Origin of the sequence: Vibrio injensis (genome assembly GCF_001895205.1) — a bacterium.
In the GTDB taxonomy this organism is placed as follows: domain Bacteria; phylum Pseudomonadota; class Gammaproteobacteria; order Enterobacterales; family Vibrionaceae; genus Vibrio; species Vibrio injensis.
The window spans coordinates 1-3,975 of the sequence record NZ_BDJF01000007.1 but is presented as its reverse complement, the minus strand read 5'-3'; the positions used below and the strand labels follow the sequence as shown (position 1 = coordinate 3,975).

At 38.7% G+C, this 3,975-nt stretch carries 2 protein-coding genes; one reads left to right on the top strand and one right to left on the bottom strand.

Going from position 1 to position 3,975, the window contains the following annotated elements:
- The first annotated feature begins 528 nt into the window (after positions 1-528).
- Positions 529-765, top strand: a complete 237-nt coding sequence (locus BSR11_RS02735) for a hypothetical protein (protein ID WP_072668971.1) — start codon at positions 529-531, stop codon at positions 763-765.
- 274 nt (positions 766-1,039) lie between these two features.
- On the opposite strand, the gene BSR11_RS02725 is transcribed toward BSR11_RS02735, so the two are convergent.
- Complete coding sequence (locus tag BSR11_RS02725) at positions 1,040-1,270, bottom strand: PAS factor family protein (protein ID WP_072668969.1); 231 nt, start codon at positions 1,268-1,270, stop codon at positions 1,040-1,042.
- Positions 1,271-3,975 lie beyond the last annotated feature (2,705 nt).

Below are 3,975 nucleotides of genomic sequence, written 5' to 3'. Positions count from 1 at the left end.
TGCGGAAAGTTGGTAGTAGCGTTGTCAGCCCCTTAAGCGGGCGTTATATTTCTCTTAAATTCAACGTGTTACAAATTTAAAAGTAAAGTGATAATGTGGTGTCTTTGCTGGTTGATGATTTCTTGTGATGGATAGCTGTTGATTTGATCAAGTATATCAATTCCTAACGAACATTATCGTTTGGGCTCATTTAGCTGCTATTTTGATTTGGTTTACATTAATGGTTTGTTTCTCTGAGATTTATCATCAGAATCAATGGGTAAGCTTGAGCCAATTTAAAAATTAACTGTTTTTTGTGCCAAATTTAGCTCAGCTTAAGTTAAGTGCTTGATGTTGTTGGCTATTTTCAAAGGTTGCTTGGTGTTTCAGTAGCTGTCTGGAACTGAAATATAACAAACAATTCAAGCAGACCCTCAACGCGTGGCATTTTTGTTTTGCGTTGAGTTTAGTGATTACGGTGTTGTGCGGTAAGTTGGTAGTAGCGTTTCGGGCTACTTAATTGGGCGTTAGCATTCAATGGAGAAATACATGTCACAGCTAGTTTCAGAGGTCTGCCATTGTTTACAATGTCACGCAGATACAAATCATGTGGTTGTTTTGGTTAGAAAGGAAAGTCCATTTAAAGACCAACCGAATAGTAAGTTGAAAGAATTTTGGCATGGTGCAATTAAAGGTTGGTTCCTTGGAGCCTTTGTCGCCGCAATGGATGATTTTTCTCGCCATCGTGTATGTGAAGTATGTGGCCACAAAGAAATAGAAGATTGATAGCAGCAGTTTTTTATGTGACTGATTTAAATATAATATAATTCATATGCTTAGGTATTTAAGTCATTAAGTGACGTGGGCAAGAATGCTAACAAACGGTTCAAGAGGGACAACCAACGCGTGGCATTTTTATTATGCGTTGGTTTTTGTGGTTACGGTGTTTTGCGGAAGCTTGGTAATGGCGTCGTTGGTTGCCCCTTAACCGGGCGTTATGTGATTAGGCGTAAATTGAAAACGGCCCTAATCAAATGGGCCGAATATTGATTAAAAGAGTTTAGTGTTCAGGAGTTTCAAGTAATTTGATTACGTTTTCTACGGCATTACTCATTGCCTGTTCATTTTCAAGTTTACCTGAACCAGCTGGTCCAAGCGCCTGAGAATACAAAGTAAGTTGTTTTTCAAAAGGTAAGCCTAAGTGATCATAAAGATTTTGTCGGATTTGGGCATGTTGTTCAGGATCTTTGCTAGCAAGTTTAATAAGTGTTTCATAAATAAGCGCTTTCATGAGCTATCCATTTTATAATAGTTAACGGGGGGCATATGATTATAATCGGTAATAGAATGTAATTCTGAAGCAACAATCACATAACAAAGCGTTAAAGAGGGATTCGCAACGCTCGGCATTTTTGTTTTGCGTTGATTTCAGTGGTTACTGTGTTGTGCGGTAAGTTAGTCGTTGCGTTGCTCACCCCTTAACGCGGCGTTATGCTTTATTGAGCCTCAGCAAAATCAATATATAAATTTTAATGGGAAAACTTGGTCTGATTTAGAAGTTTTCCTATTCTAATTTATTGATATTATGAGTTTATTGTTCTTTTCGGTGGCTATTGAAAGTTGAACGATGCTCATGCTTTTTTAGCCAACTCTGCTCTGACAAATTGTGTGCGCAAAAGGTTCGACTGTTGCTGAAAAGTCTCTTTCTTTGGCGTTGTTTGCTCATTGATTCCACAGGCTATTTCGCTTCAGCATGTTTGGGATCTCATTGGAATCTAGCTTGCTGATAGTGTTTGGTTAGCGCAAGTTTATCGATGCTTGTGCGCTTTTTTCCGGCTCTGCTCTGATAAATTGTGTGCGTAAAAGGTCCAATTGTCGCTGAAAGGCCTCTTCCTTTGGTGTTGTTTGCCCATTGATTCCGCAGGCTAATTCGCTTCAACTTATTTGGGATCTTATTTGCACCAATGATTGCTGAAAGTAGGCAAGTTTATCATTTTGAGTTAAAGTATTCGTAAACAATAAATGTTGAAAAAGTTCAATTTAATCAATAAGTAATAAAGCATAACAAACACTTCAAGAGGGACTTCCAACGCGTAGCATTTTCATTATGCGTTGATTTCTGTGGTTTCAGTGTTATGCGGAAACTTGGTAGTCGCGTTGTCAGCCCCTTAAGTGGGCGTTATGCTTAATCTCACAAAATCAATCGGTTGTGGCCTTTTCTTTGTTCCTTCGGCCATTCGTTCTTGTTTGTCGGCAATTGAATAATGTTGTCGCTGTTTGAAATAAATTGATGCCGTGAATGTCGAGCGGTTGCCTCATTTTTGCTCTGAGCTGGTTTGTGTTGAGTTTCTTTTTCTCAAAGTCGCTTTGAGTGATTTGGTTCCTTGGCTTATCGGCCAAAAGCGTATCGGCAATTTACTATTGTTTTGCGCTGTCTAATGAAAAGGCAATTTCGTTGGCGCTGCTGGTTCAGCGTAGTTGCCTCATTCGAGTTTTACGCCAATTTGCTGTGAGTTTGGTTGGTCAGGATTTCATTGAAAGGGCACTTTGTTCTGTTGATCGTAGTGAATTTAACGTGGTTTCTATTCAAGTCATGGTTTAGATCAGGTTAACGAGTTTTGGTGCTTGGGTTGGTTTGAAAGTCTGAGTTATTCTAATGGTGGCTTAAACCTAAGTGTCTGAAGTTTAAGCATAACAAACGGTTCAAGAGGGACAACCAACGCGTGGCATTTTTACTATGCATTGGTTTTTGTGGTTACGGTGTTATGCGGTAAGTTGGTAGTGGCGTTGGTTGCCCCTTAACCGGGCGTTATATTTCTCTTGAATTCAACCTGTTACAAATTTAAAAGTTAAGTGGTAATGTGGGATCTTTGCTGGTTGATGATTTATTGTGATGGATAGCTGTTGATTTGATCAAGTATATCAATACCTATCGAACATTATCGTTTGGGCTCATTTAGCTGCTATTTTGATTTGGTTTACATTAATGGTTTGTTTCTCTGAGATTTATCATCAGAATCAATGGGCAAGCTTGAGTCAATTTAAAAATTAACTGTTTGTTTTTGTGCCAAAAATTAGTTCAACTTACGTTAAGTGACTGATGTTGTTTGCTATTTTTAAAGGTTGTTTGGTGTTTCAGTAGCTGTATGGAACTGAAATATAACAAACAATTCAAGCAGACCCTCAACGCGTGGCATTTTTATTATGCGTTGAGTTTAGTGATTACGGCGTTGTGCGGGAAGTTGGTAGTTGCGTTTCGGGCTACTTAATTGGGCGTTATGCTTTATTGAACCTCAGCAAAATCAATATATAAATTTTAATGGGAAAACTCAGTCTGATTTAGAGGTTTTCCATTCTAATTTATTGATATTATTAGTTTATTTTTCTTTTTGGTGGCCATTGAAAGTTGAACGAGGCTTGTGTGTTTTTGTCGGGTATTGCTCTGATAAATTGTGTGCGCAAAAGGTTCAATTGTTGCTGAAAAGTCTCTTTCTTTGGTGCTGCTGGCTCATTGATTCCGCAGGCTATTTCGCTTCAGCATGTTTGGGATCTCATGAACACCTTACTTGCTGACAGTGTTTGGTTAGTTCAAGTTTATCGATGATTTTGCGCTTTTTTCCGGCTCAGCTCTGATAGATTGTGCTCGTAAAAGGTTCAATTATCGCTGAAAGGTCTCTTCCTTTGGTGTTGTTGACCCCTTGATTCCGCAGGCTAATTCGCTTCAACTTATTTGGGATCTTATCGGCAACAATGTTTGCTGAAAGTAGGCAAGTTTATCATTTTGAGTTAAAGTGGATTGAACTAATAAATTTTGAAAAAGTTCAATTTAATCAATGGGTAATAAAGCATAACAAACGCTTCAAGAGGGACTTCCAACGCGCGGCATTTTCATTATGCGTTGATTTTGGTGGTTACAGTGTTATGCGGAAACTTGGTAGTTGCGTTGTCAGCCCCTTAAGCGGGCGTTAGCTGTCTATGGAGGAATAATTGAGTACA

Excerpts from the sequence above, each read along its gene's own strand:
- BSR11_RS02735 (WP_072668971.1), top strand. The coding sequence starts at position 529 with ATGTCACAGCTAGTTTCAGAGGTCTGCCATTGTTTACAATGTCACGCA.
- BSR11_RS02725 (WP_072668969.1), bottom strand. The coding sequence starts at position 1,270 with ATGAAAGCGCTTATTTATGAAACACTTATTAAACTTGCTAGCAAAGAT.